The following is a 26223-nucleotide window of genomic DNA, read 5'->3' as shown; positions in this document are numbered from 1 at the left end:
TTACCTTCTACTCTTTTTTATTATTTCATTGATTGTTCGTATTGTTGAACCATTCTTTTAACCATTTCTCCACCAACGCTTCCGCATTGTTTTGAGCTTAGGTCACCATTGTAATCTGAGAATGGTACTCCCATTTCATTTGCTACCTCATTCTTAAATTTTGCTAATCCGTTTTTTGCTTCTGGAACTAATTGTGCCATTTTGAATTCCTCCTTTTAAGTTAAATGAGATTTTTTTTGAAAGGATAAGTTTTCTTTTCCTTTCGATATTATGATGTGCAGAAATGGAGTTAATAAACTATAAACTTATATCCATTGGAGGATTAAAAGACATGTTTTGGAATAAAATGATAAAATTATTTTAATAGCCTATCTGGTGATTTAAATATTATAATAAATCAAATAAAAAACTCAAACAGAAATATTATCTGCTTGAGTTAAAAATATTATACATCAAATTTTAAATCCTTATAAGCTAGGAAGCCATGACAAGTATCTGCCTCTTTTACTGCCTTAATAATAGCTCTTTCCATAACTTGAGCAGCTAAAAGACCAACAACATTTATATCAGCATCTACCTTATTTGAAGAAAGTGTGAAAATTGTATCTCCATCAAACATAGTATGAGCTGGTCTTATGGTTCTTCCAAAACCATTTTGAGCCATAGAAGCAATTTTATTAGCTTGAGCTTTAGTAAACTTTCCATTAGTGACTATGGCACCTATAGTGGTATTACCTTTAAAAGCATTTTTAGGATTTGCATAGTTGCCTATTAAACTTTCCTCTGTGTTAATGAAGGATTTCATATCTTCACTTAATCCACCTGCAATGATTTTATTATTATTATTTGGATCAACAATATCTCCAAGACTATTAACTCCAACAATAGCACCAACTTTTAAGTCACCAACTTGCACGGCATAGCTTCCAAAACCACCTTTCATTGCAAGTTTTGGATTTATGGCCTTACCTACGGTGGCACCAGTACCACAACCTATATTACCATTTTTAGAATCATCATAGTTCTCAGCATTAATGCAAGCTTCTAATCCCATTTCTTTATTAGGTCTTATTTTAGAACTTCCACATACTAGATCAAACAAAACAGCACCACATACTATAGGAACTTTAGCTACACCTACATCAAAGCCAACATTTTTATTTTCTAAGTATTCCATGACTCCAGAACAAGCATCTAATCCAAAGGCAGAACCACCAGATAATACAACAGCATGAATTTTATCAACCATTTCCATTGGATTTAAAAGATCTGTTTCTCTAGTACCTGGAGCACCACCACGTACATCAACACCACCAGAAGCTCCTTCTTCACAGGTTAAAACTGTACATCCAGTAGCACCTTCAAAATTCTGTGCATGTCCTAACTTAAATCCCTCAATATCAGTAATTTTTATTTCAAACATATAATATACACCTCACATTATTAAACCTTTACCAGCAATTGAATAAAGTTTTAGCGTATAACTTTATTAAGCTATACGCTAAAACATATTTATAAAATTATTTTAATATTTTTCTAACTCCAAGTATAACAGGTATGGATATTAAGGCAGATATAAAAGCCTCAGGTATTCCATTTGTTATACCTATTCCTGCTAAAGTTAATTTAGCAGCATGCTCAGATATTCCTAAAGCAGAAGCATATCTTTCTAAATAGAAAACATATGTTAAACCAAGTACACCAACAGTATTTACTAGGGTTCCGATTACTGAAGCTGTACCTATAGATAAGGCTTCCTCTTTATTTTTATGCTTAAATTTAAGCATAATAAGCATACTAATTGCAAAGAATAAAGCTCCTATTATAGCTGATATTAGTAAAGATTCTGTTAAAGCTGATAAGCTCACAAATAAAAGTAGTCCTAAAACAAGAGAACTTATAAAGGTTGTAGCTTTTAAATTCTTTTTAGCTCCCTTAATCATAGATGCATATACGTAGTAACTTACTACACCTATAAGAATTCTAGGAACTAAAGCTATAATAGGGTTCCAAAACATAAAACTAGTTGGCATTGGTGCCGTAAAGGCTTGGTACATAGAAAATAATCCAAACACTAGTCCTATTAATCCTCCTACAATTGGTCCTTCAATAATAGCACCTATTATAACAGGAATATGCATAATAGTAGCGTTAACAGGTGGAATCTTTATAAAACCTAATCCTGTTAGTCCTAGGAAAATTGATATACCAGATAGCATACCAATAATTACTAGTTTTCTTGTCTTTTGTCTAGTTTGATAAACTGCGCTCATTGACTCTCCTCCGTTCTTATTCCCTTTGGGATATAATTCGGTTCTTGAATTTTTAACCGTAAAAATAGTTCAGCTTCTAAGATTAGAATACCGACAGTGATATTTTAACATTATCTTTTTAAGTAATTCAATATAAAAAGGAAAATTTGTGCAAATATATAAGTACCATAAAAGGCAGAATGGCTCATTTGCTGGATTTGAAAACATAAAGTAGTAATTTTCTGACAATTAATTATAGGAATTGAATTTAAAAATTAGTGGTAAAATATAATTAATCTTAGGTTGAAACATTAAGTTTTACTTAATGTTAATTTAATAAATAAAATTATAATATAAAGTTTAGGAGTTCATTATGAATGATAGAGAATTATTTGAAATTTTAGAAAAACATATTTTAGAGGATAAAGTTCCATCAAAATTTTTAATTTCTTTGAATGAAGAAGGAGAATTAAAAAACTCTTTTTTAGAAATAATAAAGGATTTAGAGAAAGTTCAGCAGGAAAAGAAACATCATCCAGAAGGTAATGTATGGAATCATACTTTGCAGGTTTTGGATGAAGCAGCCAGGTTAAAAGAATTTGCTAATAATAAAAGAGAGTTTATGTGGGCAGCTTTGCTTCATGATATAGGGAAAAAAGATACTACTAAGATGAGAAAAGGAAGATGGACTGCTTATGATCATGATAGAGTAGGGGCAGAGATTACCAAAAATATTCTAAGAAGTGTAGTAGAGGATGAAAAGTTTATAATAGATGTAAGTAATCTAATAAGATATCACATGTCATATCTTTATGTAGATAAAAATCTTCCATTTGTAAAGCCGAAAGATATGGTTTTAAATTCAGATTTACATGACATAGCTTTATTAACATATTGCGATAGAGTTGGTAGAGGGGAAAAAAGTTTAGAGGAAAAGAGAAAAATCTTAAATTCAATAAATGATTTTATTGAAAAGACAAATAGTATAACTAATAAAAAATACGAAAAATTAAATATTTTGGAAAAATAGTATTTGATTTTTGTATTAAATAACTATATAATGACTATAATAAATTAAAATTCAATATGTTCGGATGAAGGTAATGGGAGAGTGATATTTTATATATCCACCGAAGAGGGAAATCTTTCAGGTATTAGGACCGTTACTGGACGAGCCTCTGGAGAGACTCTTGTAAAAGAGCACCGAAGGAGCAAGGTCAAATTATTTTGACTGAAACTCTCAGGTAAAAGGACAGAGGATAAGGTTAGTTACTTAAGTTTTTTAAGTATCCTTATTCTCCTCCGCAAATTTAAATTTAAGGAGGATTTTTTTTATGGAAAACTTATTAAATCAAATCGACAACTTAGTATGGGGAGTCCCACTTCTTGTACTACTTGTAGGAACAGGAATTTACCTGACTATAAGATTAAAATTATTACAAATTTTAAAATTACCAATGGCTTTAAAGTATGTATTTAAGAAGGATGATGAATCTTCTTGTGATGATGCAGAAGGAGATGTTTCAAGTTTTGGAGCCTTATGTACAGCACTTTCGGCTACAATAGGAACAGGAAACATAGTAGGAGTTGCAACGGCTATAAAAGCTGGAGGACCAGGAGCCTTATTTTGGATGTGGGTAGCTGCTTTCTTTGGAATGGCAACTAAATATGCAGAAGGTGTACTTGCTATAAAGTACAGAGTGGTAGATGAAAATGGTCAAATGGCTGGAGGACCAATGTATTATATAAAAAATGGTCTTGGGCTAAATTGGCTAGCAAATATTTTTGCTTTCTTTGGAATCGGTGTAGCTTTATTAGGAATAGGAACCTTTGGACAAGTTAAATCAATAACTGATGCTGCAAGTATTACATTTAATGTTCCAACTGTAATTACAGCAGGAATAGTAACTTTATTAGTTACTTTAGTAACTTTAGGTGGAATAAAGAGAATATCTAGCGTATCAGAAAAGGTTGTTCCTTTAATGGCAGGTCTTTATATATTAGGAGTTTTAATTGTTATAGCTTTTAATTTAGATAAGGTTCCAAATGCCGTAGTAATAATTATAGAGAGTGCTTTTAATCCTAGAGCTGCCTTAGGTGGAGCTGTGGGAATTAGTATAATAACTGTTATGAAAAGTGGGATAGCAAGAGGAGTTTTCTCGAATGAAGCTGGCCTTGGAAGTGCTCCAATAGCAGCGGCTGCAGCTAGGACTAAGTCACCAGTTAAGCAAGGACTTATTTCTATGACTGGTACATTTTTTGATACAATTCTTATTTGTACAATGACAGGTATAGTTATAATTCTTACAGGTGCTTATACAGGAAATTTAGAAGGTGCCGCCCTTACAACGCAAGCTTTTGAAATGGGTCTTCCTATTAGTAATATAGGAACATATATAGTTAATATAGGACTTATATTCTTTGCTTTCACAACAATATTAGGATGGAATTATTACGGGGAAAGATGTGTTGAGTATTTATTTGGAATAAAAGCAATAAAACCATATAGAATATTATATATACTTCTTGTTGCTGCAGGATCATTCTTACCATTAACATTGATATTTATAATAGCTGATATTGTTAATGGATTAATGGCAATTCCAAACCTTATAGGTATTATTGGATTAAGAAAAGTAGTTATAGAAGAAACAGAAGAATTCTTTAAAGAAAAAGCTCTTAATAAGAAGAGTGTTGAATTAGAAGGAACTGTTTTAAATTGATATAAATAAAAAAATCCATGAGTAAATTTTACTCATGGATTTTTTTATCTTCCTTCATTAGGAAGTTTGCTTCTAACGATATTTTCAACTTTTTCAGGAAGCTCTGCAATTTCTTCCTTAGTAAGTTTATCAGTATAAACTGGTGGGTGAATATAAAGATTTACTTCACCAGGTTTTATAAAATAATGATTTCCTTCCATTATTTTATATGTTCCATCAATTGTAAAAGGCACTATAGGAACTTTTGATTTAGTAGCTAATTTAAAACTACCTGCTTTAAATTCTCCTAGTTTACTACAATGACTTCTTGTTCCTTCAGGAAAAACAACCATTGAATATCCTTCTTTTAATTGCTTAATTCCTTGTAAAATACCAGCCATGGCTTTTTTAGGATGATCTCTATCAATAAATATAGCTTTTGAAAGTAGTATCCAATCTTTTAGTATAGGCATTTTTTCAAGTTCTTTTTTTGCTATGAATCCTTTTGGTCTATCAATAGAATACATGACAACAGGAATGTCCATATTACTTTGATGGTTACCAACAAAAAGAACAGGTCCTTCAGGAATATTTTCTAAGCCTTCAACGTTAACTTTTATTCCGGCATCTTTAAGAAAAGTATGAGCTATCCTTCTACTACATTGATAGATATATTCATCTCTTTCTTCAAGCTTACCTTCCTCTTCCATTTTATTTATTTTTTTTATATCAGATAAGGATTTTATTAATGTCCAGGCATATCCTTTTCCATACCAATATATAGATCTAAACATATATTTCGCCCCTTTAATATTACTAGTACTAAGTAATATTATAACAGTTTTAAAAAAATATCAAATATGTAGTGTGTTTTACAAATTATAATAATAAAAAAAACTTATATATTTACTATTTTATTTTTATATACTATAATTTACCAAAACAGAATATTATTCTTATCAAGAGAGGTGGAGGGACTGGCCCTGTGAAGCCCAGCAACCTATAGTATAAATAAATTTTATTCTATAACGGTGCTAAATCCTGCAGGTTTACTGAAAGATAAGTTTTGAAGTTGAGAAAATTAGAGATTTTATGCCTAAAGGATTATTTCCTTTAGGCTTTTTTATTTTTAGGAGGGATTTTATGAATATTAAAGAATTATTTGATAAAAAAGAATTTGTGTTTTCATTTGAGGTTTTTCCTCCAAAGGAAAGTACTCCAATAGAAAATATATACAGAACTTTAGAAGAGATACAGGAATTAAAACCAGATTTTATAAGTGTGACTTATGGAGCAGGTGGAAATTTTGTAAGTAATAGAACAATAGAATTATCATCAATAATAAAAAATAAATACAATTTAGAAACTTTAGCACATTTAACTTGTATAGGAGCAGAAAAAAAAGATATAGAGAAAACTTTGAGCATATTAAAAAGTAAAGGAGTAGAGAATGTATTAGCTTTAAGAGGAGATAAAAGAGAAAATATTATATCGGAATATAATTCTTCCATAGATTTAATAAAACATATTGGAAAATATAAAGATATAAATATTGCAGGAGCTTGTTATCCAGAAATTCATCCAGAAGCCATTAACAAAGATAAGGATTTAGAATTTTTAAAAAGAAAAGTAGATGCTGGAGCTAATCACTTAATATCTCAATTATTTTTTGATAATGATATATTTTTTGATTTTCTAGAATCCTGTGAAAAGAAAGGAATAGATGTACCAATTCAGGCTGGAATAATGCCTGTAGTTAATAAAAAACAAATAGAGAGGATATTATCTCTTTGTAGGGCAACATTCCCTAAAAAATTTATGAAAATAGTAAATAAGTATGAGCATGATAAGGAAGCTTTAAGAGATGCTGGAATAGCATATGCAAATGAGCAAATAATAGATTTAATCTCTAGCGGGGTAAGAGGTGTGCATTTATATACAATGAATAATTCATATGTAGCAAAGAATATAGTAAGTGGAACTAAAAATATTATTAATTCAGTAAATAGAAAGGAAAAAATATCTTAAAAGGAGAAAGAATTATATAAATATGAAAATTACTAATATAGATAAAAAAGAAGTGCTTAGATATTTAGGTGTAAAAGGAAATGAAGAAGATTTTGAACTTATAGATAAATGCATCGAAGAATGCAAGGAAATAGCTGATTATAGAGTAACCTATAGAGAATATGGTTTAGAAGAGTATAAAGATAATTTAAAAATATTAGGAACTGAAAAAATTTTAAAGGGAGTATCTATAAAGAGACATTTAAAAGGGTGCTATAAGGTGATTTTACTAGGAGTTACCTTAGGATATGAGATAGAAAGGGCTATAAATAAGTATGAGAAGATAGATTTGTTAAAAGCTCTCGTATTAGATGCCTGTGCTACTGCTGCCATAGAGGAAGTCTGTGATGAAATTGAAGAGGCTATAAAGGAAAAGGTTGAAAGTAAAAATGAGTTTATAAGAGAAAGATTTAGTCCAGGGTATGGAGATTTTTCAATAGAATTTCAAAAGGATTTTTTAGAGTTAATAGATGGGCAAAAAGCAATAGGTTTAAATTTAACAGAGAGTAATATTTTAATACCTAGAAAATCAGTTACAGCAATAATAGGAATAAGTAAATGTAGAAATAATCAAGCTTCCATAAGAAGTTGTGATCAATGTAGTTTTTATACAAAGTGCAATTATAGGAAAGGCGGTAAGAGATGTTATGATTAAGATTTTTGATGGGGCTATGGGGACTATGCTTCAAAAGTTAGGATTGAAGCTTGGGGAGAATCCAGAAGTTTTTAATATATATAATGAAGATATTATATATGAAGTTCATAAAAGATATATAGAGGCAGGAGCAAACTTTATAACTACTAATACTTTTGGAGCAAATAGAAAAAAATTAAGAAATACAGATTTTAAAGTAGAAGAAATTATAACAAAAGCTTTAGAAATAGCAAAGAGAGCTAGAGAGGGAAATGAAGTGAAAATAGCCTTAGATATAGGTCCTATAGGAGAACTTTTAGAGCCTATGGGAACTCTAAGTTTTGATGAAGCTTATGATATATTTAAGGAACAGGTTATAGTTGGAGTAAAAAATGGAGCAGATATTATACTTATAGAGACAATGAGTGATTTATATGAAGCTAAGGCAGCTATTTTAGCAGCAAAAGAAAATTCTAACTTGCCTGTATTTTGTACTATGAGTTTTGAAAAAAATGAGAGAACTTTTACAGGATGTATTCCAGAGAGTATGGCTATGACATTAGAAGGATTAGGAGTTGATGCTTTAGGTGTTAATTGTTCTTTAGGACCTAGAGAAATGGAATCAATAATAAAAAGAATAGTAAAATCAACTAACAAGGATGTAATAGTACAGGCTAATGCAGGAATGCCTAGTATAGATGGAGATAGGACAAGTTATGAAGTTGATAAATATGAATTCGGTGAATATGGAGAAAAATTTGTTTCTCTAGGTGTTAATTATATTGGTGGATGTTGTGGGACAACTCCTGAATATATAGAGGAATTATCGAAAAGATTAAAAAAGAAAGAAAGTATAAAAAGAGATAAAGTTAGTCTAACAGGTGTATGTACGCCTTCACTTACTATAAGTGGAAGAGGAGTTTCTGTAATTGGAGAGAGAATAAATCCTACTGGGAAAAAAAGATTTAAAGAGGCTTTAAAAAATAATGATATAGATTATATTGTGAAACAGGGGATTGAACAGGTTGAAGCTGGAGCAAATATTTTAGATGTTAATGTAGGAATTCCAGATATTGATGAAGAAAGCATGATGGTTAAAATCGTAAAGGATCTTCAAAGTGTTTTAGATGTTCCTCTTCAAATAGACTCTTCTAATCCAGAGGTAATAGAAAAGGCACTAAGATATTATAATGGTAAATGTATTTTAAATTCAGTAAATGGAGATGAAGAGACTTTAGATAGAATACTTCCAATAGTTAGAAAATATGGGGCTATGGTTATTGGGTTGACCTTAAGTAATAAGGGAATACCAAAAACCTGTGAAGAAAAAATAAAAATAGGGAAAAAAATAATAGAGAAAGCTTCAGAGTATGGAATTAGTAAAGAGAATATAATTTTAGATCCTCTTATATTAACAGCAGCAACAAACCAGATGGAGGTTAGAGAAACATTAAGGACTATTAGAAAAATAAAGAAGGAGCTTGGAGTTAAGACTACTTTAGGAGTTTCAAATGTTTCCTTTGGATTGCCAGAAAGGGAAAATATAAATGAAGTATTTTTAGGAATGGCTCTTAATGAAGGACTAGATTTTCCTATAGTCAATCCTAACAAAGAGGGAATAATGAAAGTTGTAAGAGGATTTGAACTTCTTTATGGATATGATAAAGGGGCTAATAAGTATGTAAGTTATTATTCTAAGAAAAATAATATTAAGGAAGAAAATCTAAGAGAAAAGGGAGGAAATATTTTAACCTTAAAAGAAATAGTCATAAAAGGATTAAGAGGAGAAGCAAGAAGAAAAACAGAAGAACTTCTTAAAAGTTTTAAAGGCATGGAAATTGTTAATAAGGAATTAATACCTGCACTAGATAGGGTTGGAGAAAAATTTGAGAAAGAAGAGATATTCTTGCCACAATTAATAGCATCAGCTGAAACGGTTAAAGAATCCTTTGAGGTTATAAAATCAAGTGTTGATTTCTCTAAAGAGGATAAAAATAAGGGGTGCATAGTATTAGCTACAGTAAAAGGAGATATACATGATATTGGTAAAAATATAGTTAAAGTTATTCTAGAAAACTATGGTTATGATATTATTGATTTAGGAAAAAATGTAGAACCAGAAGAAATTTTAAAGGTGTGCATTGAAAAAGATGTTAAATTATTAGGTCTCAGTGCTTTAATGACAACAACTTTAAAGAGTATGGAAGAGACAATAAAAAGAGTTAAAGAAAAAGACTTGAAAACTAAAATATTTGTTGGAGGAGCTGTTTTAACAAAGGAATATGCTAAAGAAATAGGAGCAGATTTTTATGCTAAAGACGCTAATAGAGCTGTAGAAATAGCTAAGCAAATATTTAAAATTTAAAGCTATGTTTTAGGTAAGTGTTAATTTTAGCTAGTTTAAAATATGGTTTTATTTAAAAATAAACATTAAATAAAAAAGAAGTAAATTTGATTGGAGAATACATTAAGATGAAAAAATTAGATTTGAAAAATGAGTTCATAGTAGCTGATGGCGCTATGGGAACTAGGATTATGGAGTTAGGAGTAAATTTAAAAGAGACTCCTTCAGAACTTTTAAATATTAAAAGGCCTGAATTAATAGAAAAAATTCATAGAGAGTATAGAGACGCTGGAGCTAACTTAATACTTTCAAATACATTTATGTGCAATGTTATAAATGCAAAAAAGAATAATTATGATTTAGAAGAGGTTGTAGAAGCAGGTGTTAATATTGCTAAAAAAGTGTGTGAGAAGAATGGAATAGTTGCTTTAGATATAGGGCCTCTTTCATATTATATAGAAGAAACTAATGAAAATTTTAAATGTGTTGTAGAAGAAAATACAGAAAGAATAATTAACTCGTCAAATAATAAATTTGATATTGTTGTTTTTGAAACTTTAGGAAGTATAGAAGAAGCAGAATTTGCAATTAAAAAAGCAAAGGAACTAACAGATAAACCAGTTATATGTTCTTTTACTTTAGCTGGGAAAAAGGATATTCCTAAGTTTATAAAAGAGATGATTTCAATTTTGGAGTCTTGTGAAGTAAGTGCCTTAGGAATAAATTGTACAGAGTATGAGGAAGTATTAAAGGCGTTAGATATTTTAAAAGAAAATACTTCTCTTCCTATTATGATAAAAGCTAATTTAGGAATACCTAAAAAAATAGGGGATGAACTTATATATGAACAGACTCCAGAAGAATTTAAAGATTTGTCTAAAAAGGCTATTGAAAAAGGTGTAAATATAATAGGAGGATGTTGTGGAACAACGCCTAAATATATAAGAGCTATTTGTAACTTAATATAGAGTATAAGTTATAAATATTTATTAATGGTATAATAAGGTGGATAATATGAGTATTAAAAATCAACTTTTAGAAAATAAAATAGAAAAATTTTTCTTAGAGTTTCCAATTTTTGAAACTAAACGATTTATACTTAAAGAGATAGAAGAAAAGTATAAGGAGAATTTCATTAATTTATTTTCAGATGAAGATGTTATGAAATATTCTGGAACAGAAGTTTCTAATCCAGAAAAACAAGTGGATTTTTATCTAAAAAAAGTTAAAGTAATGTATAATGAGAAAAAAGGCATAAGGTGGGCTATAGTCAATAAGGAAAGTAAAGAGTTCATTGGAGATATAGGTTTTTATAATATGGATTTTTATTCTAATAATACTGAGATTGGGTATACTGTAGCAAAGAAGTTTTGGAGGCAAGGGGTTGCTTCTGAGTGTATTAAAGCTATAGAAAACTTTGCATTTGAAAATTTAAGTATGAATAGAATTGTAGCTATGATTGATAGTAATAATATTTCATCAATTAAACTATCAGAAAAGCTTGGATTTCATAGAGATGGAATATTAAGAGAACATTATTATAATAAGAATAGAGATGAATATATTAATATATGCGTTTATTCAGTTATAAAAAGTGATATAAAAATATAATAAGATTAGAGCAATAAATCATTAAAAGTCGGTAGTTTTAATGATTACTGACTTTAAATTTTAGCTATGTTTTAGTTGAGTGTTAATTTTTAGATATAACCGTAAGATAGGTCTTAGGGAATATCTAAAATCAATATCAGTTTAAAACATGGCTTAATTTTTTATATACAACTTTGATAAAAAACCAATTAGCTAAAATTAAACAATCTATAAAAAGTCCACTAAACATATAAGAATGAAAATTGAAGAAACAATCTGTAAACGTATATAATCTAGGTATAGGTTAATGAACTTTAGATAAGGAGAGGTTAGACATGAAAAAAGTACACGTAGTTTCACATAGTCATTGGGACAGAGAGTGGTACATACCATTTCAAAAACATAGAGTTAAATTAGTAGATTTTATGGATTCATTAATAGATACATTAGAAAATAATGAGCATTTTAAATATTTCCATTTAGATGGACAAACTATAGCTTTAGATGATTATTTAGAAGTAAAGCCATATATGTTTGATAGATTAAAGAAGCTTATAGAAGAAGGAAGACTTCATGTAGGTCCTTGGTATGTTCTTCAAGATGAATATTTAATAAGTGCAGAAGCAAATGTAAGAAATATGCTTTTAGGAATGAGATTTGCAAAGAGATTTGGAGATCCAGTAAAAATAGGATATTTCCCAGACTCATTTGGTAACATATCTCAAGCACCTCAAATATTAAGAGGATTTGGAATAGATAATGCAGTTTTTGGTAGAGGAATAACTCCAATAGCATTTGATAACCAAAAGGTTGAAGAAGCTGGAGAGAATGAGTACCATTCAGAAGTATTATGGAAATCACCAGATGGATCAGAAGTTTTAGGAATACTTATGGCTAACTGGTATAGTAATGGTAATGAAATTCCAGCAGATAAGAAAGAAGCTGTTGAATTCTTAAATGACAGAGTTAACAAGGCAGATATGTATGCTACAACAAATCAAATATTATTAATGAACGGATGTGACCACCAACCAGTTCAAACAAATGTTGGTGACATAATAGATAATGTAAAAGAAGATGTTGATTTTGAATTAGTTCATAGTAACTTAGTTGATTATATAGCTGATGTTAAAGACGAAGTTAAGGACTTAAAAGAAGTTACTGGAGAGTTAAATGGCCAATATACAGATGGTTGGTGGACTTTATGTAACACAGCTTCAGCAAGACTTTATTTAAAGCAAATGAACAATAAGTCTCAAGTTCTTTTAGAAAGATATGTTGAACCTTTAGGAGTTATGGCTTCATTAGAAGGAAAGAAATACGAAAGTGATTTCATACTTCAATCATGGAAATACTTAATTCAAAACCATCCTCATGATTCAATTTGTGGATGTAGTATTGATGAGGTTCATCAAGATATGGTAACAAGATTTAAAGCTAGTATGCAAATATCAGAAGAAATGATAGATAGAAGTACTGAGCATATGCTAAATCTAGTAAATGGAACTACTACTGACAGAGAAAGCATCGTTGTATTCAATACATTAGGATGGGATAGAAGTGAAGTAGTAGAAGCTACAGTTGATGTAAATAAAGAATCAGGAATAGAAAACTTTAAGGTTGTTACAGAGAATGGAGAAGAGGTTCCATCAGTAGTTGAAGCTTTAGGTGAAACATTTAAATATACTCTTCCAAACAATAGATTTAGACAACCAGAGTATGTAAATAGATTTAAAGTTAAGTTCTTAGCTAATAATATAAAAGCTTTAGGATTAAAATCATTTAAGATAGTTACATGTGAAGTTATAGAAGAAAAGGAAGTTTCTCAAGATTTAACTTTTGAAAATAAATTCTTCTCACTAAAATTCAATGAAAATGGTACATTTGATTTACTTCATAAAGGAACAAATAAAGAGTATAGGAATTTAAATGCCTTTGAAGATTGTGGAGATATAGGAGATGAATACATCTTTAGAGCTCCAGAGAAGGATTTAGTAGTAAATACTTTAGGAAATAAGGCTGAGATTAAAGTATTAAAAGATAATGAAGTAGAAAAAGTTATTGAAGTTAAAAATACTTTAGAAGTTCCAGTAGAAGCTGTTAAGAAAGAAAGTAGAAGAGTAGAAGAAATGACAGAAATTAAGTTAGTTTCTACAATAGTTCTTAGCGAAGTTTCTAGAAGAGTAGATGTTAAGGTTGAAATAGAAAATACTGCAAAAGATCATAGAGTAAGAGCATTATTCCCAACAGGAATAGAAGCAAGCACTCACTTTGCAGAAGGACATTTTGATGTTATAGAAAGAGAAACAACTCCATGGGAAGGATGGCAAAATCCTTCTAACTGTCAAAAACAAACTAACTTTGTTGATGTAAATGATGGAAAAGTTGGTCTTATGGTTGCTAATATGGGATTACCTGAATATGAAGTATTAAGAGATGGAGAAAATACTATTGCTATAACAATATTAAGATCTGTTGGAGAGTTAGGAGATTGGGGAGTATTCCCAACACCTGAAGCACAATGCTTAGGAAATAATATTGCCGAATATTCAGTAATAGCTCATGAAGGAGATTACACTGGAGAAAGAGCTTACGAAGAAGCATACAACTTAAATACTCCAATGTTAGCTCTTCAAGGAGATTTCAAAGTAGAGGACTCTTTAGTTTCAATTACAGGAGAAAATATAGTTTTATCAGCATTTAAGAAAGCTGAAGATAGAGATTCTATAATAGTAAGAATATTTAATATTTCTGATAAAGAAGAAAACTTCCAAATAAAAGTTAATAGAGATGTTAAGGAAATAAACGAAGTTAACTTAAATGAGGAAATTATAGAAAAACTAGAAGTAAAAGAAAATGCTATTAATGGAATTATTTCAAAGAAACAAATAAAAACATTTGAAATAGTACTTTAATCAAGAAGTGTAAGAGGGTGTATCTTTAAGGTATATCCTCTTTATTAATTTAAGTTGTCTTTTATAAGAGAACAGTTGTGTTTTAAAATGTAGGGTGATATACTTTTTATATAGATATATTTAAATTAAAAGTATAATTTAGTAGATGGAAGGATAAGTTGTAAACGTATATTTTATCTAATAAAGGAAATAAATTAAAATAATAGGGTTGCTTTAATAAATAATTAGGGTTATTAATTAAAATATTTATAAATTTAATTAATAATAAGCGATGTTTCTTATTGAAAATATTAATTAGAGGTGGTATTTTAATAAGTGGCGAATAAAAGAGGGCTATTATTTACTTAAGTTTTGGGTATTTATATAAAGATAAAAGAGGTGAATAGTTCCAATGGAAGGAAATTTATTAGTTATAGATAAAAGAGTATTACCAGAGGTTTTTGAGAAGGTAATAAATGCTAAAAGACTTTTAAAAGAAGGAAAAGTTAAAGAAATAACAGAAGCTACAAAGCAAGCTGGAATTAGTAGAAGTGTATATTATAAGTATAAGGATTATATATTTGAGTTTGCAGAAACGCTTCAAGGAAGAAAAGTTATATTTAATATGGTGGTTACTCATGAAAAAGGAGTTTTATCATCTGTTTTAAATATACTATCAGATGTTGGGGGTAATATACTTACAATTGATCAAGGATTACCTATACATGGATTAGCTCATGTAAGTTTTACAATAGATATATCTACTATGAAATGTGATATAAAAGAAATGTTAAGTGAAATAGAATTAGTACATGGAGTTGAAAAAGTAGAATTTGTTGCTATGGAGTAGAGAGATTCCTAACTTAGTATTAGCTAAGTTAGGAATTTTTTTTAAACTTTTTTAATTTGGTAGAAAATGTTTTTGATAATAATTATTATTGTGGTTTAATAATTATTATATAATCAGAAAATGTGTATATATAATGATTTAATAGAAAATTATATAACTATAAGGGAGGTTGAATATGCAAGTTTATTTTGATAACAGTGCTACTACTAAGCCTTTAAAGGAAGTTAGAGAAGAAATTTATTATGCTATGGATGAATTTTGGGGAAATCCATCATCTTTACATAAGTTAGGTGTAAAATCACAAAGAAAGATAGAGGAAATTCAAGAATCTATAGCAAGAAGATTAAATTGTTCTAAAGAAGAAATAATATTCACTTCAGGAGGAAGTGAAGGTAATAATATGGTTATAAAAGGTCTTGTAGGAGAAAATAATCATATTATAACTACAGCCTTTGAACATTCAAGTGTTTTAAATACATATAGAGAATTAGAAAAACAAGGTGTAAGTGTAACTTATTTAAAAGTAGATAATAAAGGATTTATAAATTTAAAAGAATTAGAAGAAGCTATAAACAAAAATACTGTTTTAATCTCAATAATGCATGTAAACAATGAAATTGGAAGCATTCAAAAGATTAAAGAAATAGGTAAATTAATCAAGGAAAAAAGTAAAAGAGCTAAGTTTCATGTAGATGGGGTACAAGGCTTTGGAAAATTTAAAATTGATGTTAAAGAATGTAATATAGACTTCTATTCTGTATCGGCTCATAAGTTTCATGGACCTAAGGGAGTAGGATTCATGTATATGAGAAAAGGATTAAACCTAAAGTCCTTAATAACTGGAGGCGGTCAACAAGGTGGTTTAAGAGCTGGAACAGAAAATATTCCAGGGTATATGGGTATGGTTAAAGCAATGAACATAGCTTATGATTCTTTAGAGGATTCTTATAATCATGTAAAGAAACTTAAAGAGTATTTTATAGAGAAACTTTCAAAAATAGAAAATGTTATAATAAATGCTCCAAATAGTGAAGAGTATAGTCCATATATTTTAAATGTTTCATTTTTAGGGATTAGGTCAGAGGTATTACTTCACATGTTAGAGGAAGATAACATTTTTGTTTCAACAGGTTCAGCTTGTTCTTCAAAATCAGCAGTAGCGAAAGGAAGTTATGTATTAAATACTATGGGGTTAGAACCAAGATGCATACAAGGAGCTATAAGATTTAGTTTTTCTAAATACAATACCTTAGAAGAAGTGGATTATACCATAAATTCTTTAGAAAAATCTTTGAAATTTTTAAGGAGAATAAAAATATGAATAAATTGATTTTAGTAAAATATGCTTCAGAAATATTTTTAAAGGGACTTAATAAAAATAAGTTTGAAAGAAAATTAAAAGATAATATAAGAAAGAAATTAAAAGATATAGATCATGAAATAATAACAGATCAAAATAGATGGTTCATAAAATCAGAAGATTTAGATGGAGTTATTGAAAGAGTTAAAAAGGTATTTGGAGTTAAGGAACTTTGTTTAGTTACTCAAGTAGAAGCAACTTTTGATGCCATAAAGGAAGAAGGATTAAAAAAAATTAAAGAAAGTGGAGCTAAAAGCTTTAAGGTTGAAACTAACAGAGCTAACAAAAAGTTTGAAATGAACTCTATGGAGGTTTCAAGAGCGGTTGGTGGATATATTCTTTCAGAGCTTAAGGATCAAATAGAGGTAGATATACATAATCCAGAATGTAAGCTTTATGTTGAGATAAGAGGAAATGCTTATGTATTTACTGATAAAGATAAAATAAAAGCTGTAGGAGGGCTACCATATGGAATGAATGGAAGCACTATGGTCATGCTATCAGGAGGAATAGATTCTCCAGTAGCTGCTTATTTAATGGCTAGAAGAGGTGTTGAAACACACTGCGTTTATTATCATTCTCATCCATATACATCAGAAAGAGCTAAGGATAAGGTTAAAGAATTAGCTAAGATAGTAGGTAGATATACAGAAAAAATAACACTTTATGTTGTTCCATTTACAGAAATACAAATGGATATAATAGAAAAGTGTAGAGAAGATGAATTAACAATAATAATGAGAAGATTTATGATGAGAGTTGCTTGTGAACTTTCTGAAAGAAAAAATATACAATCAGTTACAACTGGTGAGAGTATAGGACAGGTAGCTTCTCAAACTATGGAAGGGCTTATGGTAAGCAATGATGTAGCAGATAGACCAGTATTTAGACCATTAATAGCTATGGATAAAGAGGATATAATGGATATAGCTAGAGAAATAGATACTTATGAAACATCAATACTTCCGTACGAAGACTGTTGTACAATCTTTGTACCAAAACATCCAAGGACTAAACCTAGAGTTAAGGACATGAGAATAGCTGAAAGAAAGCTTGATGTAGAGGCTTTAGTAAATAAGGCTATTGATGAAATGGAAACATTCATCTTTGAATAATTTTATTCTAAAAATAATATTTTAAAGTATTATTTTTAATAAACTCATTAGTATATTGTATTTTAAATTAATTAAATATAAAATAGAAGAATCAAGTTTAACTTGATTCTTTTATTTTTAGGAGGATTTATATGGAGAGAAATATAGAAAAAAGCATAGGGAAAATATTTAGACACTTTAAAGGAGATCTTTATTTAGTAGAAGGAATAGTTACTCATTCTGAGAGCAGCGAAAAACTGGTTTTATATAGAGCACTATACGGAGATTGTGGTCAATTCGTAAGACCTTATGATATGTTTTTAGAAGAGGTTCCAAAGGGAAAAGAAAATCCTACAGGACAAAAATATAGATTTGAAGAGTTTGAAGTTAAAAGTTTAAATAGATAAAGAGAGAGTTTAATATATAACTGATAAAATTATATATTAAAAACGTAATAGCTCAGAAAGAATTCTAGAATACTTTCTGAGCTATCTTAATGAATAAGAGGTTATAGCAGACTTAGCTATAACGAAATGAGTTTAGAGAAATTTAAGACCCTAAAATAATAACGCGTACATTTTAGAATACAGCCTTAAATTGAAGCTCTAAAGTAGAGAAGATTTATATAGGAACAGCTGTATAGATTAAATAACTCTACAGCTAATATTATTATCATATATAAGAAGTTATATACTAAATTTTTTGAAAAAAATTATTTTTAATGACCAAAACCTTTAGGTTTAATGTAGTAATCTATGACTGGTACAAGTAAATTCATAAGTAGAATAGAATAAGACACTCCTTCTGGATAACCACCAAATATTCTTATTAATGTAGTTATAAGTCCACATCCAAAGGCGAATAAAATTTGTCCTTTTTTTGTCATTGGAGAGGTTACATAATCTGTTGCCATAAAGAAGGCTCCTAGAAATAAACCTCCTGTGAAAATCTCATAAAGACCATTTCCACTTAAGAAACCATTTCTACCTATAACAGTTGTTAATATTAAAACTGTACCAATATAGACAACAGGTATATGCCAAGTTATTATTTTTCTATACATTAAATAGATAGCACCAATTAATATAGCAAGAGCAGAAACTTCTCCTATACATCCTGCTATGTTGCCTAAGAAGGCATTACTTAAGGAAGGAAGATTTCCTTGTCCACTTTTTAATAAAGCTAAAGGTGTGGCTGTAGTAACACCATCTAAAGTGAAAATACTAATGGTTTCAGGCCATGCAGCTAGGATAAAAGCTCTAGCTACTAAGGCTGGATTCATAAAATTACATCCTATACCGCCAAAAATTTGCTTTACTAGTACTATTGCCACAATAGAACCTATACATGCTACCCAAAGTGGTGTGTTAACAGGAAGATTTAATGCTAGTAAAACACCTGTAACAACTGCACTTAAATCCCTTATGGTAATCTCCTTTTTTGTGAGCTTTTGAAATGCGTATTCAGCAATTACAGCGGAGAGGGCACAGGTTGCAATAACAAATATAGCCCTTAATCCAAAAACTAAAGCTCCAACTAGGGAGGTAGGAATTAAAGCTATTAAAACGTCTTTCATTATGCTTTGTGTAGAGATAGTTGACTTTATATGAGGAGATGAATTAACTAAAAGATCCTCATCATTTATTAAGAGTGATTCCATAGACTCTTGTTTTGTATCAATCATTCTTTCCACCTCTTTACTTTTTAGAATTATTTCTAATTGATTTCTTTGCTTCTCTAACGTTATTGACTATAGAAATTTTGGCAGGACAAGAAAATGTACAACAACCACATTCTATACAATCCATTCCATTAAATGATTTAAAATCTTCAAGTTTATTTTGGATAGCAAAATCATTTAATTTTTGTGGGAATAAATTCATTGGACATGAATTTAAGCATTTTCCACATCTTATACAATGAGTTTTAGGCGAATTATCTACTTTAGATAAGCAAAGAATACCAGAAGTTCCTTTAGTTATAGGTAATTCTAAAGAATTTATAGCAAAACCCATCATAGGACCACCTAAGATTATTTTTGAAGGCTTATTTATAAAGCCACCACAAAATTCAATTACATCTTTTATTGGAGTTCCTAGTTTTACTTTAATATTTTTAGGCGTTTTTATAGCATCTCCAGTAACTGTAATTATTCTTTTTGTAAGAGGATATCCTTTTACTAAACTAATATATAGCTGATAAATAGTAGATACATTATGAACAAGGCATCCTATATCTAAAGGAAGTTTTCCAGAAGGAACTTGAAGTTTGGTTATAGCATAAATTAAATGTTTTTCAGATCCTTGAGGATACTTTGTTTTTAATGGTATTACTTTTATTCTCTCGTTGATTCCTAAAGTACTAATAAATTTATCTATGGCATTTTGTTTGTTGTCTTCTATACCTATGTAGATTATAGACTTAGGGAAAAGTTCTAGAAGAATATTTAAGCCACCAATTATTTCATCTGTATATTCAAGCATAACTCTATGATCACAGGTTAAGTATGGCTCACATTCAGCCGCGTTTATAATGATATGATTAACTTCCTTATCCTCAGGAACATTAAGCTTTACGTGACAAGGAAATGTAGCTCCACCAAGACCAACAATACCATTATCCTTTACTAGCGAAATAACATCCTTTAAAGAAAGTGTATTAGAGTATTTAATATTTTCATTTCGAAAATTTTCATATTTAAAATCATTCTTTATTATTATTGTTTTAACTTTTGAACCATTAAATGCACAAGTATCCTTAATTTCTTTTACAGTTCCTGATACACTAGAATGAATTGGAGCAGAAACAAAGGAAGAAGAATCAGCTATTTTTTGATTTGCTAAAACCCTATCTCCTACATTTACTATAGGTTCACAGGGAGCACCTATATGTTGAGAAAGTGGAAATAGTAATTCTTCTTTAGGCTCAAAAATTTCTATAGGATTATCTTTAGTAAACTCTTTATTATAAGGTAAATGAAGCCCTTTTTTAAAGGTAAAGAGACTCATAGATGCACATCCTTTCATATAATCTTCATATTTTAATACTATGTATAAAATCATTAATAAATTACATATTTTTAATTATTAAGGTTTTGTATTTAAAGATAAAATTATGTAAAACTTATTGTTATTAGAAGAAGGTAATGTTTACAGAGATGTTTTTTGAAAAAATAATTTGAAATTGAAGTTTAATTAAATTTGAATATAAAAAAACATAAGCGTATAATGTATATGTTAATAAAATGTTAAGTGTAAGGAGGGGGAACTTTTGAGTAATGAGAGTACGAAGAGAGTACTGTCACACAGAAAGGATTTAAGATTTAAATTGGTTCTAGAAGGTGCTGCTATAGGGCTTTTATGTTCTTTAGTTTTAGTATTAAATAGAATTATTGTCAATTACTTATTTCCACTTTTTAAAAAGCTTTATGCCTGGGCTGCATTAAGCGGTACTAATATGATTATAGTTTTAGTTATTTTAGCTATTTTAGGAGCAATAGTTGGATTTATGGTTAGAATAGAGCCAATGATTTCAGGAAGTGGTATTCCTCAAGTTGAAGGAGAATTAATAGGTAAACTTAAAATGAATTGGCTAAAGATTTTAGTTTATAAGTTCTTAGGTGGAGTAATATCTCTAGGAGCTGGATTATCTTTAGGTAGAGAGGGCCCATCAGTACAAATGGGTGCTGCAATTGGTGAAGGATTTAGTAATAGCCTAAAGAGAATAAATATAGAGAAGAAATATCTAATAACATCAGGTGCTTCAGCAGGACTAGCGGCAGCGTTTAATGCACCTTTATCAGGAGTTATATTTGCTTTAGAAGAGGTCCATAAGAGTTTTTCACCTCTAGTTTTAATTTCTGCAATGGCAGCATCATTAGTATCTGATTTTGTTTCAAAACAATTTTTAGGAATGAATCCTAGTTTAGGAATGGCCAATGTTCCTGTATTACCTTTAAATTATTATTGGGTATTAATAATATTAGGTGTAGTTTTAGGAGTTGGTGGTGCAATATTCTCAAATGGAATTTTGAAAGTACAAAGTATGTATGGAAAGTTTAAAAAGGTTCCTGTAGAGATTAAAGTTATGATTCCTTTCTTACTAACAGGTATATTAGGTATTTTTGCACCTATAATATTAGGTGGTGGACATGAACTTATAATGGATTTAGCAACTAAGAACTTTACAATTAAAATTCTTTTAGCTGTACTTTTAGTGAAATTCTTATTAACAATTATAAGTTTTGGAGCTGGAACACCAGGGGGTATATTCTTCCCATTATTACTTTTAGGTGCAGTAATAGGTAATATAGTTGGAATAATAAGTTGTAATGTATTTGGAGTTCCAAATCAATATATAATAGATTTTATAATATTAGCTATGGCAGGTAACTTTGCTTCAATAGTAAAGGCTCCTATTACAGGGATAATACTTATTACTGAGATGACAGGTTCTTTTGAACATATGTTAGCTTTATCAGTAGTTGTTATAATATCATATGTAACATCAGATTTATTAAAGAGCGAACCAATTTACGAATCTTTATTAGAAAAATGGATAGAAAAAGCTGGATCAGATGTAGAAGAGTCAGCTAATAATAAAACTTTATTAGAGATTGGAGTAGAACTTGGTAGTGATGCTGCTGGAAAAGAAATAAAAGATGTTAAGTGGCCAGAATCAGCTCTTTTAGTTGCAATAAAAAGAGGAAATAATGAAATAATACCTAAAGGATCTGTTGAAATACAGGGTGGGGATTATTTAGTTGTAATGGTTGATGAAAGTAGAGCAAGTTCTGTTTTAGAAGAAGTTCAATTTTTAACATCTGCTAAGGAAGAAATTTAAAGCTGTGAATTATTCACAGCTTTATTTTTTTATGCATAAGTAGGGAAGTAGCGAATATAATCATATTAAGTTTATTATTAAGTATTCTTTGGAGGGTATTATGCATAAAATAAATGAGTGGGCAAAGGAAGTTTATAATCTTTGGGAAGTTGGAGAAGTAGATGAAGAGATTATAAGGGAATGTGAAAAGATTTTAGAAGATATTAGAACAGATGAAATTAAGGTTGATCTTGAAACAGAAGGTCTTTTACTAGAAGTTTGTGATAAATATACAAAATAAAAAATGATGTATCAAACGATGCATCATTTTTTTTATTTAATTAAATTTTATCTTGAACCTTTTTTCTTTTTTTTAATTGAATATCCAAAAGAGCCTAAAGGTTTTGAGTTAAGGCCAAAATACTCACCGTGACTATAAGCCATTAGATTAGCTTTGCTAAAATGAATAGTTCCTTTTTCATCTATAAGGCTTTCATCAACTTTTACGTTAACAACTTCAAATAGGAACATGTCATGTGTACCTAGTGGAGTTATGGATTTAACCTTACACTCTAAAGCTACTGGTGCTTTTTCAATAGATGGAGTATCTATTGCTTCACCTTTACTAAGAGCATATCCAAAGTGCTTTATTTTATCGACTTTCCTTCCAGATTTAACGCCACAAAAATCAACAAATTTAACCATATCCCTAGAAGGTAGGTTTATTACACATTCTCCGCTCTTTTTAATGTATTCATAGGATAATCTTTCCGGTCTTATACCCATAGCTATCATTGGAGGTTTAGTGCAAACTGTACTTACCCAACCTACAGTAAAAGCATTTACTTTATCTTCTTCATTTTTAGAAGTAACAAGAACTACTGGAGTAGGATTTAACATTACACTACCTTTAAAATTAACTTTTCTCATATGTATCTCCTTTAATTTATATTAAATTCTTTATTAGACATAATTTAAGACTTTAAAATTATAACATGAAAAATTTATATGTAAAACTAAGAGAATAATATTTTTAATAAATTAGAGGAATACTATCTATTATTTAATTTTAGAAAGGATTTTTTTTATGAAGAAGAAAAGTATATTTTTATGTGTAGTTTTTATTTTAGCAAGTTTTATTATGGGTGGAATAGGAGAAAAGGAAATTAAGGCAAAAGAGAAGAGTGAAGTTACAATATGTATTGATGCAGGACATCAAGAAAAAGGAGATAGTAAGCTTGAGCCAATAGCTCCGTGGTCTAGTAACAAAAAGCCAAGAGTATCATCAGGTACTGCAGGAGTGGGAACAAAAAACAGAGAATATGAAGTAAATTTAGAAGTTGCTATGATATTAAAGGAGCTTTTAAATAAAGAAGGATATAATGTAGTTATGACTAGAGAGAAAAATGAGGTTTCCTTAAGTAACAGAGAGAGAGCTGATATAGCAAATAAATCAATGGCGGATATTTCAATAAAGATACATTGTGATGGCTCAAATAACTCAGGTAAAAGGGGTGCTTCAATTTTAATACCTTCCTCTGAAACGAAACAACTTGCAAGTATATATGGAGAAAGTAAAAGATATGGAGAGGTTTTATGTGAAACCTTAAAAGAAAATGGAATAAAAGTTAATGGAGTTTTTGAAAGAAAAGATATGACTGGTTTTAACTGGTCTCAAAGACCAGTAATAATATTAGAAATGGGTTTTATGAGCAATTGGGAAGACGATAGGCTTTTAGGAGATAAATTATATCAGCAAAAAATAGCAGATTTAATAGTTAAATCCTTAGAAAAATATAGAGTTAATTTATAATATAAATTAGCTTAAAAAATTTCGCTTATAAATTAGCTTGAAATTTTAGAAAAAATATAAAAAAGATTATAAAAAATTCACTATGCCTAAGAAAATAATTAAGCATGGTGAATTTTTATATTAAAGAATCTTTTTAAAATAAGTATTTATTTAATTAGAATAGATGGCTATATTAAATAATTATTATTAGTAATGTACATCTATTAGATGAAAGCGTATGTTGTCATTGCTCCATCCTAAATCAAAAGGAACAAGAAGCCTATCAGTATTGTGACAAGTAACTAAAGGATATCCTTTGCTATCTAATCCTGTAACTGTTGATATGTGAGTTATTCGTCCATTCTTCTCATAGGCTACAAAGTCACCAGGTCGTAAATTATAGGCTTCTTTATATACTTCAGAATATTTTCCCTTAGCGATATAAGAAGCACGTCCACTGTGTACCATATAATTTTTAAAAGCTTGAGCATTTACCCATGCTTTGGTTCCTTCACCTTCTGAATAATTCCATGTTGAGTTTTTCTTAAAGCTTCCTCCTTCATGTAGTATTTGAGAGGCAAAGTTAGCACAATCGCCTCCTTGAGGATTGAAATCAGTATATTTTTTATTATAGTTAAATCCAAGTTCATCATCTGCAGCGGCACCACAGTATTCATGAGCATAGTCAATTGCTTTCTGGGTTCTCTCATCAGGAGTATAATCTGGTCTTGTGCTATTTAAAATATAAGATTTTATTTCATCTGATTTTATATTATTTAAATCTAGAGAATCAGCAAAAGGATCTGTGTACCATTCCTTAGTTATAATATATTTATCTCCTTCAGCTTTTAAGTTTAAGTAATGGTAGGTACCTAATCTGAAGGTATTAGTCTTAAGTGGATCGTTTAAGTAATAATATGTAAATTCTGTGGATACTACACATATTATTCCATATAAATCTTTTTCTCTTTCCTTAGCTTTATTTACTTGAATCTTTGATCTTATATCATTAAATACAACTCCTTGTTTTTGAGACCAGTTATTTAAATATTCGACTTTTTTACTTTCACTTTCATAAGCCCAAAGACTAGGTTTTTTTTGTAAATCATAAAATTTCTTTAATTCTTCTAAATCATTATTTAGTATTGCTATATTTCTATTTTTAAATAAATCTTGAATAACAACTTCAAATTTAGTTTTTAATTCCTCATCTTCTTTTTTATCTGGTTCCTTTAATAAATTTATTGCTTCAGTGAAATCAGAATTATTTTTCTTATTTAAAGACACATATATAGATAAGCTTAATATGACTATTAATATTATAGATGTTAATAAAAGTACTTTGCGTTTTTTTAGCATTAATATCCTCCTAGTTAATACATAATTCAATAATGTATATGATAAATAATAAGAAAAAATAATAATTAAAATCAAAATATTAGTTTAATAAAGTATATATGCTTTTAAATTTAAAAGAATGTTGATAAAATTAATATGTAATATGAAAGTAAAGGAGAATTACATAGGATGAAATTAATTAAAGGAAAAGTTCCATTTATAAGAAGTATTTTTGGATGTTTTATCTTTCCCCTTGTAATAGGGTATTTTTATACATACCTTAATCCAAGTTGGTTTGTAACTAATCAATGGATTGGAGTTGTAGCCGGAGTTTTACTTATAGCTAGAGGTGTCTTTGAGGAAGTTATGGCAAAAAATAAAAAAAATGCAAAGTATAGCTTTTTTTGTGGAGGAATAATAATTCTTTATGTAATAGCTAGACAATTTGGAATATTATAATAATTAATATTGAGTGTAAATATAAT

24 protein-coding genes and 2 riboswitches are annotated in these 26223 nt (G+C 29.2%); of the genes, 16 read left to right on the top strand and 8 right to left on the bottom strand.

The features are described 5' to 3' along the window. Positions 1–20 precede the first annotated feature (20 nt). The 3 genes from OIF33_RS01265 to OIF33_RS17080 form a co-directional block, all read right to left on the bottom strand. Positions 21–200, bottom strand: a complete 180-nt coding sequence (locus tag OIF33_RS01265; protein WP_322502412.1) for an alpha/beta-type small acid-soluble spore protein — start codon at positions 198–200, stop codon at positions 21–23. Between the two features lie 245 nt (positions 201–445). Next, the gene (locus OIF33_RS01260; RefSeq protein WP_322502411.1) at positions 446–1423 is read right to left on the bottom strand and encodes a P1 family peptidase; all 978 of its coding nucleotides are present in this window, start codon (positions 1421–1423) and stop codon (positions 446–448) included. Positions 1424–1520: 97 nt separating this feature from the next. Beyond that, positions 1521–2273: an ECF transporter S component gene (locus OIF33_RS17080; RefSeq protein ID WP_416173342.1), complete on the bottom strand. Its 753-nt coding sequence runs from the start codon at positions 2271–2273 to the stop codon at positions 1521–1523. 352 nt (positions 2274–2625) lie between these two features. Here OIF33_RS17080 and OIF33_RS01245 point away from each other — a divergent pair, with 352 nt between their 5' ends. Both OIF33_RS01245 and OIF33_RS01240 read left to right on the top strand, forming a co-directional pair. Further along, entirely contained in the window at positions 2626–3282 is a 657-nt protein-coding gene (locus OIF33_RS01245; protein WP_322502410.1) for an HDIG domain-containing metalloprotein, read from the top strand. 138 nt (positions 3283–3420) lie between these two features. Next, positions 3421–3518, top strand: a riboswitch (glycine riboswitch). Between the two features lie 68 nt (positions 3519–3586). Continuing rightward, positions 3587–4975: a sodium:alanine symporter family protein gene (locus OIF33_RS01240; protein ID WP_322502409.1), complete on the top strand. Its 1389-nt coding sequence runs from the start codon at positions 3587–3589 to the stop codon at positions 4973–4975. A gap of 44 nt (positions 4976–5019) precedes the next feature. Here OIF33_RS01240 and OIF33_RS01235 read toward each other — a convergent pair whose 3' ends face one another. Continuing rightward, positions 5020–5748 (bottom strand): lysophospholipid acyltransferase family protein, encoded by a 729-nt coding sequence (locus tag OIF33_RS01235; protein ID WP_322502408.1) that lies wholly within the window; start codon positions 5746–5748, stop codon positions 5020–5022. Between the two features lie 159 nt (positions 5749–5907). Beyond that, positions 5908–6020, top strand: a riboswitch (SAM riboswitch). Positions 6021–6097: 77 nt separating this feature from the next. On the opposite strand from OIF33_RS01235, the gene metF reads away from it, so the two are divergent. The 10 genes from metF (at position 6098) to OIF33_RS01185 (ending at position 18194) form a co-directional block, all read left to right on the top strand. Next, a complete protein-coding gene (metF, locus tag OIF33_RS01230) occupies positions 6098–6982 on the top strand; it encodes a methylenetetrahydrofolate reductase [NAD(P)H] (RefSeq protein ID WP_322502407.1) in 885 nt (294 codons plus the stop codon). 22 nt (positions 6983–7004) lie between these two features. Further along, positions 7005–7676 carry a vitamin B12 dependent-methionine synthase activation domain-containing protein gene (locus OIF33_RS01225; RefSeq protein ID WP_322502406.1) on the top strand — a complete coding sequence of 224 codons (672 nt, stop codon included), beginning with the start codon at positions 7005–7007 and terminating at the stop codon, positions 7674–7676. Next, positions 7669–10020 (top strand): homocysteine S-methyltransferase family protein, encoded by a 2352-nt coding sequence (locus tag OIF33_RS01220; RefSeq protein ID WP_322502405.1) that lies wholly within the window; start codon positions 7669–7671, stop codon positions 10018–10020. The genes OIF33_RS01225 and OIF33_RS01220 overlap by 8 nt, the downstream gene beginning before the upstream one ends. A gap of 107 nt (positions 10021–10127) precedes the next feature. Then, a complete protein-coding gene (locus tag OIF33_RS01215; RefSeq protein ID WP_322502404.1) occupies positions 10128–10967 on the top strand; it encodes a homocysteine S-methyltransferase family protein in 840 nt (279 codons plus the stop codon). A 46-nt stretch (positions 10968–11013) separates the two neighbouring features. Continuing rightward, complete coding sequence (locus OIF33_RS01210) at positions 11014–11610, top strand: GNAT family N-acetyltransferase (RefSeq protein WP_322502403.1); 597 nt, start codon at positions 11014–11016, stop codon at positions 11608–11610. Positions 11611–11924: 314 nt separating this feature from the next. Next, complete coding sequence (locus OIF33_RS01205) at positions 11925–14504, top strand: alpha-mannosidase (protein WP_322502402.1); 2580 nt, start codon at positions 11925–11927, stop codon at positions 14502–14504. Between the two features lie 391 nt (positions 14505–14895). Next, a complete protein-coding gene (locus tag OIF33_RS01200; protein WP_322502401.1) occupies positions 14896–15333 on the top strand; it encodes an ACT domain-containing protein in 438 nt (145 codons plus the stop codon). 175 nt (positions 15334–15508) lie between these two features. Next, positions 15509–16654, top strand: a complete 1146-nt coding sequence (locus tag OIF33_RS01195; RefSeq protein WP_322502400.1) for a cysteine desulfurase family protein — start codon at positions 15509–15511, stop codon at positions 16652–16654. Beyond that, a complete protein-coding gene (gene thiI, locus OIF33_RS01190) occupies positions 16651–17808 on the top strand; it encodes a tRNA uracil 4-sulfurtransferase ThiI (RefSeq protein ID WP_322502399.1) in 1158 nt (385 codons plus the stop codon). Before OIF33_RS01195 ends, thiI begins: the two co-directional genes overlap by 4 nt. Positions 17809–17939: 131 nt before the next feature. Continuing rightward, positions 17940–18194: a DUF1653 domain-containing protein gene (locus OIF33_RS01185; protein ID WP_322502398.1), complete on the top strand. Its 255-nt coding sequence runs from the start codon at positions 17940–17942 to the stop codon at positions 18192–18194. A 311-nt stretch (positions 18195–18505) separates the two neighbouring features. Here the strand turns inward: OIF33_RS01185 and OIF33_RS01180 are convergent, their stop codons facing one another. Beyond that, positions 18506–19471: an RnfABCDGE type electron transport complex subunit D gene (locus OIF33_RS01180; RefSeq protein WP_322502397.1), complete on the bottom strand. Its 966-nt coding sequence runs from the start codon at positions 19469–19471 to the stop codon at positions 18506–18508. 13 nt (positions 19472–19484) lie between these two features. Beyond that, positions 19485–20795 (bottom strand): electron transport complex subunit RsxC, encoded by a 1311-nt coding sequence (gene rsxC, locus OIF33_RS01175; protein ID WP_322502396.1) that lies wholly within the window; start codon positions 20793–20795, stop codon positions 19485–19487. Between the two features lie 262 nt (positions 20796–21057). Between rsxC and OIF33_RS01170 the strand changes: the two genes are divergently transcribed. Both OIF33_RS01170 and OIF33_RS01165 read left to right on the top strand, forming a co-directional pair. Continuing rightward, a complete protein-coding gene (locus tag OIF33_RS01170; protein WP_322502395.1) occupies positions 21058–22629 on the top strand; it encodes a ClC family H(+)/Cl(-) exchange transporter in 1572 nt (523 codons plus the stop codon). Between the two features lie 100 nt (positions 22630–22729). Next, the gene (locus OIF33_RS01165; RefSeq protein WP_322502394.1) at positions 22730–22909 is read left to right on the top strand and encodes a hypothetical protein; all 180 of its coding nucleotides are present in this window, start codon (positions 22730–22732) and stop codon (positions 22907–22909) included. A gap of 47 nt (positions 22910–22956) precedes the next feature. On the opposite strand, the gene OIF33_RS01160 is transcribed toward OIF33_RS01165, so the two are convergent. After that, the gene (locus tag OIF33_RS01160; protein WP_322502393.1) at positions 22957–23538 is read right to left on the bottom strand and encodes a flavin reductase family protein; all 582 of its coding nucleotides are present in this window, start codon (positions 23536–23538) and stop codon (positions 22957–22959) included. A 157-nt stretch (positions 23539–23695) separates the two neighbouring features. Between OIF33_RS01160 and OIF33_RS01155 the strand changes: the two genes are divergently transcribed. Then, a complete protein-coding gene (locus OIF33_RS01155) occupies positions 23696–24421 on the top strand; it encodes an N-acetylmuramoyl-L-alanine amidase (RefSeq protein ID WP_322502392.1) in 726 nt (241 codons plus the stop codon). A 186-nt stretch (positions 24422–24607) separates the two neighbouring features. On the opposite strand, the gene OIF33_RS01150 is transcribed toward OIF33_RS01155, so the two are convergent. Then, the gene (locus OIF33_RS01150; protein ID WP_322502391.1) at positions 24608–25759 is read right to left on the bottom strand and encodes an amidase domain-containing protein; all 1152 of its coding nucleotides are present in this window, start codon (positions 25757–25759) and stop codon (positions 24608–24610) included. Positions 25760–25927: 168 nt separating this feature from the next. Here OIF33_RS01150 and OIF33_RS01145 point away from each other — a divergent pair, with 168 nt between their 5' ends. After that, a complete protein-coding gene (locus OIF33_RS01145; RefSeq protein WP_322502390.1) occupies positions 25928–26197 on the top strand; it encodes a hypothetical protein in 270 nt (89 codons plus the stop codon). Positions 26198–26223 lie beyond the last annotated feature (26 nt).

Source organism: Clostridium sp. LIBA-8841 (assembly GCF_034439435.1).
GTDB lineage: Bacteria > Bacillota > Clostridia > Clostridiales > Clostridiaceae > Sarcina.
This window is presented reverse-complemented; position numbering and strand designations above follow the sequence as displayed.

What these genes read in the sequence shown, in the direction of transcription:
- OIF33_RS01265 (WP_322502412.1), bottom strand. Translation starts at nt 200, where the DNA reads ATGGCACAATTAGTTCCAGAAGCAAAAAACGGATTAGCAAAATTTAAG.
- OIF33_RS01260 (WP_322502411.1), bottom strand. Translation starts at nt 1,423, where the DNA reads ATGTTTGAAATAAAAATTACTGATATTGAGGGATTTAAGTTAGGACAT.
- OIF33_RS17080 (WP_416173342.1), bottom strand. Translation starts at nt 2,273, where the DNA reads ATGAGCGCAGTTTATCAAACTAGACAAAAGACAAGAAAACTAGTAATT.
- OIF33_RS01245 (WP_322502410.1), top strand. Translation starts at nt 2,626, where the DNA reads ATGAATGATAGAGAATTATTTGAAATTTTAGAAAAACATATTTTAGAG.
- OIF33_RS01240 (WP_322502409.1), top strand. Translation starts at nt 3,587, where the DNA reads ATGGAAAACTTATTAAATCAAATCGACAACTTAGTATGGGGAGTCCCA.
- OIF33_RS01235 (WP_322502408.1), bottom strand. Translation starts at nt 5,748, where the DNA reads ATGTTTAGATCTATATATTGGTATGGAAAAGGATATGCCTGGACATTA.
- metF (WP_322502407.1), top strand. Translation starts at nt 6,098, where the DNA reads ATGAATATTAAAGAATTATTTGATAAAAAAGAATTTGTGTTTTCATTT.
- OIF33_RS01225 (WP_322502406.1), top strand. Translation starts at nt 7,005, where the DNA reads ATGAAAATTACTAATATAGATAAAAAAGAAGTGCTTAGATATTTAGGT.
- OIF33_RS01220 (WP_322502405.1), top strand. Translation starts at nt 7,669, where the DNA reads ATGATTAAGATTTTTGATGGGGCTATGGGGACTATGCTTCAAAAGTTA.
- OIF33_RS01215 (WP_322502404.1), top strand. Translation starts at nt 10,128, where the DNA reads ATGAAAAAATTAGATTTGAAAAATGAGTTCATAGTAGCTGATGGCGCT.
- OIF33_RS01210 (WP_322502403.1), top strand. Translation starts at nt 11,014, where the DNA reads ATGAGTATTAAAAATCAACTTTTAGAAAATAAAATAGAAAAATTTTTC.
- OIF33_RS01205 (WP_322502402.1), top strand. Translation starts at nt 11,925, where the DNA reads ATGAAAAAAGTACACGTAGTTTCACATAGTCATTGGGACAGAGAGTGG.
- OIF33_RS01200 (WP_322502401.1), top strand. Translation starts at nt 14,896, where the DNA reads ATGGAAGGAAATTTATTAGTTATAGATAAAAGAGTATTACCAGAGGTT.
- OIF33_RS01195 (WP_322502400.1), top strand. Translation starts at nt 15,509, where the DNA reads ATGCAAGTTTATTTTGATAACAGTGCTACTACTAAGCCTTTAAAGGAA.
- thiI (WP_322502399.1), top strand. Translation starts at nt 16,651, where the DNA reads ATGAATAAATTGATTTTAGTAAAATATGCTTCAGAAATATTTTTAAAG.
- OIF33_RS01185 (WP_322502398.1), top strand. Translation starts at nt 17,940, where the DNA reads ATGGAGAGAAATATAGAAAAAAGCATAGGGAAAATATTTAGACACTTT.
- OIF33_RS01180 (WP_322502397.1), bottom strand. Translation starts at nt 19,471, where the DNA reads ATGATTGATACAAAACAAGAGTCTATGGAATCACTCTTAATAAATGAT.
- rsxC (WP_322502396.1), bottom strand. Translation starts at nt 20,795, where the DNA reads ATGAGTCTCTTTACCTTTAAAAAAGGGCTTCATTTACCTTATAATAAA.
- OIF33_RS01165 (WP_322502394.1), top strand. Translation starts at nt 22,730, where the DNA reads ATGCATAAAATAAATGAGTGGGCAAAGGAAGTTTATAATCTTTGGGAA.
- OIF33_RS01160 (WP_322502393.1), bottom strand. Translation starts at nt 23,538, where the DNA reads ATGAGAAAAGTTAATTTTAAAGGTAGTGTAATGTTAAATCCTACTCCA.
- OIF33_RS01155 (WP_322502392.1), top strand. Translation starts at nt 23,696, where the DNA reads ATGAAGAAGAAAAGTATATTTTTATGTGTAGTTTTTATTTTAGCAAGT.
- OIF33_RS01150 (WP_322502391.1), bottom strand. Translation starts at nt 25,759, where the DNA reads ATGCTAAAAAAACGCAAAGTACTTTTATTAACATCTATAATATTAATA.
- OIF33_RS01145 (WP_322502390.1), top strand. Translation starts at nt 25,928, where the DNA reads ATGAAATTAATTAAAGGAAAAGTTCCATTTATAAGAAGTATTTTTGGA.